General features: G+C 68.8%; 2 protein-coding genes and 2 pseudogenes. 1 reads left to right on the top strand and 3 read right to left on the bottom strand.

Going from position 1 to position 4247, the window contains the following annotated elements:
- Nucleotides 1-64: 64 nt before the first annotated feature.
- A pseudogene (locus AC31A1_RS47660) lies at nucleotides 65-1757 on the bottom strand (ISAzo13 family transposase).
- A gap of 227 nt (nucleotides 1758-1984) precedes the next feature.
- Here AC31A1_RS47660 and AC31A1_RS47655 point away from each other — a divergent pair.
- Nucleotides 1985-3274, top strand: coding sequence for an MFS transporter (locus AC31A1_RS47655; protein ID WP_489659311.1), 1290 nt, complete (start codon nucleotides 1985-1987; stop codon nucleotides 3272-3274).
- Nucleotides 3275-3296: 22 nt separating this feature from the next.
- Here AC31A1_RS47655 and AC31A1_RS47650 read toward each other — a convergent pair.
- Both AC31A1_RS47650 and AC31A1_RS47645 read right to left on the bottom strand, forming a co-directional pair.
- Nucleotides 3297-3486, bottom strand: a pseudogene (locus tag AC31A1_RS47650) (transposase); the annotation flags it as partial.
- A gap of 94 nt (nucleotides 3487-3580) precedes the next feature.
- Nucleotides 3581-4247 (bottom strand): class I SAM-dependent methyltransferase (locus AC31A1_RS47645; RefSeq protein WP_489659310.1); only part of this gene is annotated, 667 nt, incomplete at its 5' end.

The raw sequence follows: 4247 nt of genomic DNA, 5'->3' as shown, positions 1-4247 counted from the left end.
CCCTTAGGGGCGCGGCGGAGCCGCATATCGGTACAGCCCCGCGCCCCTAAGGGCGTGCAGATCTTTAACTTGTCTTCTTGACCTTGGTCTTGGCGGTGTCGAGAGCGAGGAACGTCGCGACGTCTGCTGGTGTGCGGAGGCGGGCGGTGGAGGTGCGGACGGGGTGGCCGTGTGCTTGGAGGAGGGGGTGGACTTCCTGTTTCGCGCGGCTGATGGTCATGGCGGTGACGCCGAAGAGCTGGCCGAGGAGGTCCATGGTGGCGAGTTTGCGCAGGTGGAGCACCGTGACCAGAATCCGGTCCGCTGGAGTGAGCTTGGCTTTTGCGCCTGTGCCGGGGGCCACCAGGCGCTCGTGACCGCGGCGTGCACGGAGCACGTACTCACGTTGAACCTCCAGTGCGGGGGTCAGGGCGTCGATGAGCTCGTTGAGCTGTTGGCGGGTCATCCCGGTCAGTTCTGGGTCCTGCAGCGAATACCGCGTGAGGCGGGGCGGACTGCCCGCCGAGGCCTGGGCCGAGGTGCTGTCGGTCGTCGCCGCGTCTATCGGATGCTGGGGGTGGAGGGTGTAGTTCCAGTCGCCGTGGAAGCGGTGGCGTGTGATCGGCAGGGCGGCGATCTCGTCGTCGCTGACCTGGATGCCAGTGGGGTAGGGGTTGGTGTCGAGCTCGGCATGCACTCTCAGGCCGGTCTTGGTGGTGGTCGCGGCGATGCTCTCGACGATGACTTCGTGGCTGGTCAGGGGCCTGCCCCGCCAGTTCATGGTGATGTGGGAGAACAGCCGGTGCTCGATCCGGTTCCACTTCGATGTTCCGGGAGGCAGGTGGCAGACGGTGATCGTCAGGCCGGACTCGGCGGCGAATCGGGCGAGTTCGGTCTTCCAGGTGCGGGTGCGATAGCCGTTGGAGCCGCCCGCGTCGGCGGTGATCAGCAGCCGGCCGGCCGCGGGATAGGCGCTCCGCCCGGCGCTGTTCCACCAGCGGCGGATGGATTCGACGGCGAACGCGGCGGTGTCGTGGTCGGTGCCCACGTTGACCCAGCCGGTGTTCGCGGCGACGTCATAGATGCCGTAGGGCACCGCTCTGCCCAGCTCGCGGTCGGGGAAGTCGTGGGTATCGACCCGCACCGGCTCGCCTCTCGGCTCCCATTCACGGCCGTTGTTCTTGAACGAGCCGACCAGCTCCTTCTTCTTCGTGTCCACACTGATCACCGGGGCCCCGCCGTCCTGGTGGTCGCGGGCCTGTTCGTTGAGGTAGTGGAACTGGGCGTCCCGGTCGGGATTGCTGCCTGCCTTCCAGGGTCTTGGCGTTGCTCTGCAGGCTGAAGCCCTCCTCGCGCAGGAGGTCGCCCACCGTGTCCGCGCAGATCCGGTGGCCTTGCCGGGTCAGTTCCTCGGCGAGCTTGCGGGTGGATTTGGTGGTCCAGCGCAGCGGGGACATGGGATCCCCGCGGACGTCGGGCTCGACCAGTGTGAGAAGCGCTGTGCGGACGGCTGGGTTCCGCTCGGCGACGCGTTTGCGGCCGGCGCCGGGCCGTCGGATGCGTCCCAACGGGGCCTCTCCGGAGGCGAGTTCGCGTATTCCGGCAGACACCCTGGCCTCACGGACACCGGCGGCGCGGGCAACCGCTCTGATCCCGCCGTGCCCCAGCGACTGGGCCTCCGCACCTATCAGCAGGCGACGCTGCCGCTCGTCGAGGTGCGGCAGAATCGCCCCGAACTTGGCTGCCAGCACAGCCCGTTGCTCTTCCAACCCGCTCACACCAGACCAACGAACCACCACACAGAAAGCCACGAGTTAAAGATCTGCACGCCCTAAGAACTCCTAACGAAATAGTCCTGATGGTTGACCGGAGCGAGTAAAGCTTCAGCGGTCTACAGCAGTTGCCCCGAGGCGGGCACCACGACAAGCGGGCCCGATGTCAGTGCCGTGTGGCACCGTCGGCGCCGTGGTCACCGTCATCAGTCGAATCAATCGGGGGGTGCCCAATGGCGGCCAGTGGTGAGGCGGCCGAGGAGGCTGTGGAAGCCAGTGGCGTCCCGGTCCCGGAGGCATGCGACGAGAGGCAAGGCCAAGACCGGCTGCCTCGGGCCTACAAGCTGTGGCTCGTCGGCATCCTGGTGTCGCTCGTGGGCAATGCGGTCTTCTACTTCGCCCTCGGCTGGGCGGCCAGCGAGTACGGCGGGAGCATCGCGGGGCTGGCCCTGAGCGCGATCACGCTGCCCCGCGTCCTGCTCCTCCTCGTCGGAGGAGCGGTCAGCGACCGCGTCAGCGCACGCCGCGTGCTGATCACCGGCGACGCGGCGATGCTGATCTTCTCGCTCACTCTCGCGGCCGTCGCCTACTCCCTGGGAGCCCCGCCCTTGTTGCTCATCGCAACAGGCATTGCGGTCGGTGTCGTCGACGCGTTCTATCTACCGGCCTCGGGCTCTATGCCCCGCCGACTGGTAGCCAAGGCCCAGTTGCCTCGCGCGTTGTCCCTCAGACAGGTCGGCGGCCAGGTGATCAACATGGGAGGCGGTCCGCTAGCTGGCGTGCTCGTCGGCCTGGCCGGGTTCGCGGGCGCCGCTTTCGTCAACGCGGTCACCTTCGCCTTCACCCTGGTTGTCCTGACCGTCGTCCGCCCCCAGCACGACGTGCCTCCGGCCCCGAAGACGGACGGTCTCCTCAAGGAAGCCTTGAGCGGGGTACGGGTGGCCTTCTCCCATCCTGTGCTGCGCCCGGGACTGTGGCTCACCGGGGCAGCGGCCGGTTTCCTGCTGCCCGTGCTGTCCCTGCTGGTCCCCTTGCTCGCACGCGAGGAGGAGTGGGGCGCGGGAACTGCCGGGCTGGTGCTCGGAGCGCAGGGCGTGGGCATGGTGGCGGTCACCCTGGTGGTGGTGAAGCGCGGGCCGCTGGGGCGGCCTGGTCTGATGGCGGCGAGCGCGCTGGTCCTGGCGGGTGGGGGCGTCCTCGCGCTCGGTCTCTCCCCCAGCGCGACCGTAGCCGTCGCCGCCGGCCTGGTCGTGGGGGTCGGTAACGGGACGTTCTCCGCGCACATCGCGCCTCTGGTTCTCGCGTCATCACCCGACTCCCACTTGTCGCGGATCCAGGCGGTGCTGGTACTCGTGCAGAGCGTGGCCCTGTTGCTCATGAACAACGTGCTCGGTGCGCTCGTCGACCTTCAGGGCGCCACCGTCACCGTCGTCGCCTGTGCCGTCATGCTCGTTGGCGTCGGGTTCACAGGTCTGGCCTCGGGCCCGCTCCGCAACGACCGAACGGGACTGAGGCGCCGCTGACTTCAACCGCCGCTGGGAAGTGTTAGCGCAGCGATTTCAGGCGCCGCCAGCAGATTCAGAGCGCAGCCGAGGATGAGGAACGCCTCGTGGATGTCATCGCGTATCTCCCAACGAATTCGAAGTCGGCGGAACCAGTGCAGGTGGGCGAACGCGCGCTCGACCACCCACCGTTGAGCCCCCAGGCCGGAGCCGTGCGTGGTGCCGCGGCGGGCGCCGGACACGTGACGGGGTGAGTTGGTGGCTGCCGGCCCCGTGACGGGGTGACTCGGTGGGCGCCGGACGCCTGGCGGGGTGGTCGTCAGGGGGTCATGGCGTGCGGGTTACGACGAGTTCCACGACGTAGGTCTCCTCCACCAGCTCGTCCGGGAAGACGGTTCGTAGGTGGTCCCGCTCCTCGGTCAGGAAGGCGTTCGTGCTCGCCTTGTCGTGGACGAGGAAGGCCGAGTGGCTGCCGATGTTGGCCAGGTGGGTGTCGATCGGAACGTGGCGGCTCCAGCGGACCCTGCGGTGGGCGAAGTCGAGGCGGCCGGTGGGGTCGGCCAGCGCGGCACGCACACCGCTGCCGTTCTGCTCCACGACGCGGTCGATGCCGAAGTGGATCCTGATGCGTTCCGACTGCTCCGCGATCCACGGCACGTCGACAGCGCCGGTGTTCCACCACAGGGCGAGTGCACCGCCCGGGCGCAGTACGCGGAGCGCTTCCGGGACCGAGCGGCTGGTGTCGGTCCAGTGCCAGGCCTGGGCGTAGGTGAGGAAGTCGACGGAGTGGTCGGTGAGGGGGAGGGCGTTGCCGTTGCCCCGGACGATCGGGACGTCGGGGAGGGTCCGGCTGAACTGGGCCGCCATGCCGTCGCCGGGTTCGATCGCGATCACCTCGGCGCCGCGGGCGTGCAGCAGGGCGGTCGCGATGCCGGTGCCCGCGCCGACGTCTGCGACGCGGGCGCCGGTGAGGGGGTGGCCGGCGAGTTCCTCG

The sequence above is a fragment of the Streptomyces sp. P5F9 genome (assembly GCF_057961495.1).
Note: the sequence above shows the minus strand (reverse complement) of the source record. Positions and strands in the feature narration are given on the sequence as shown.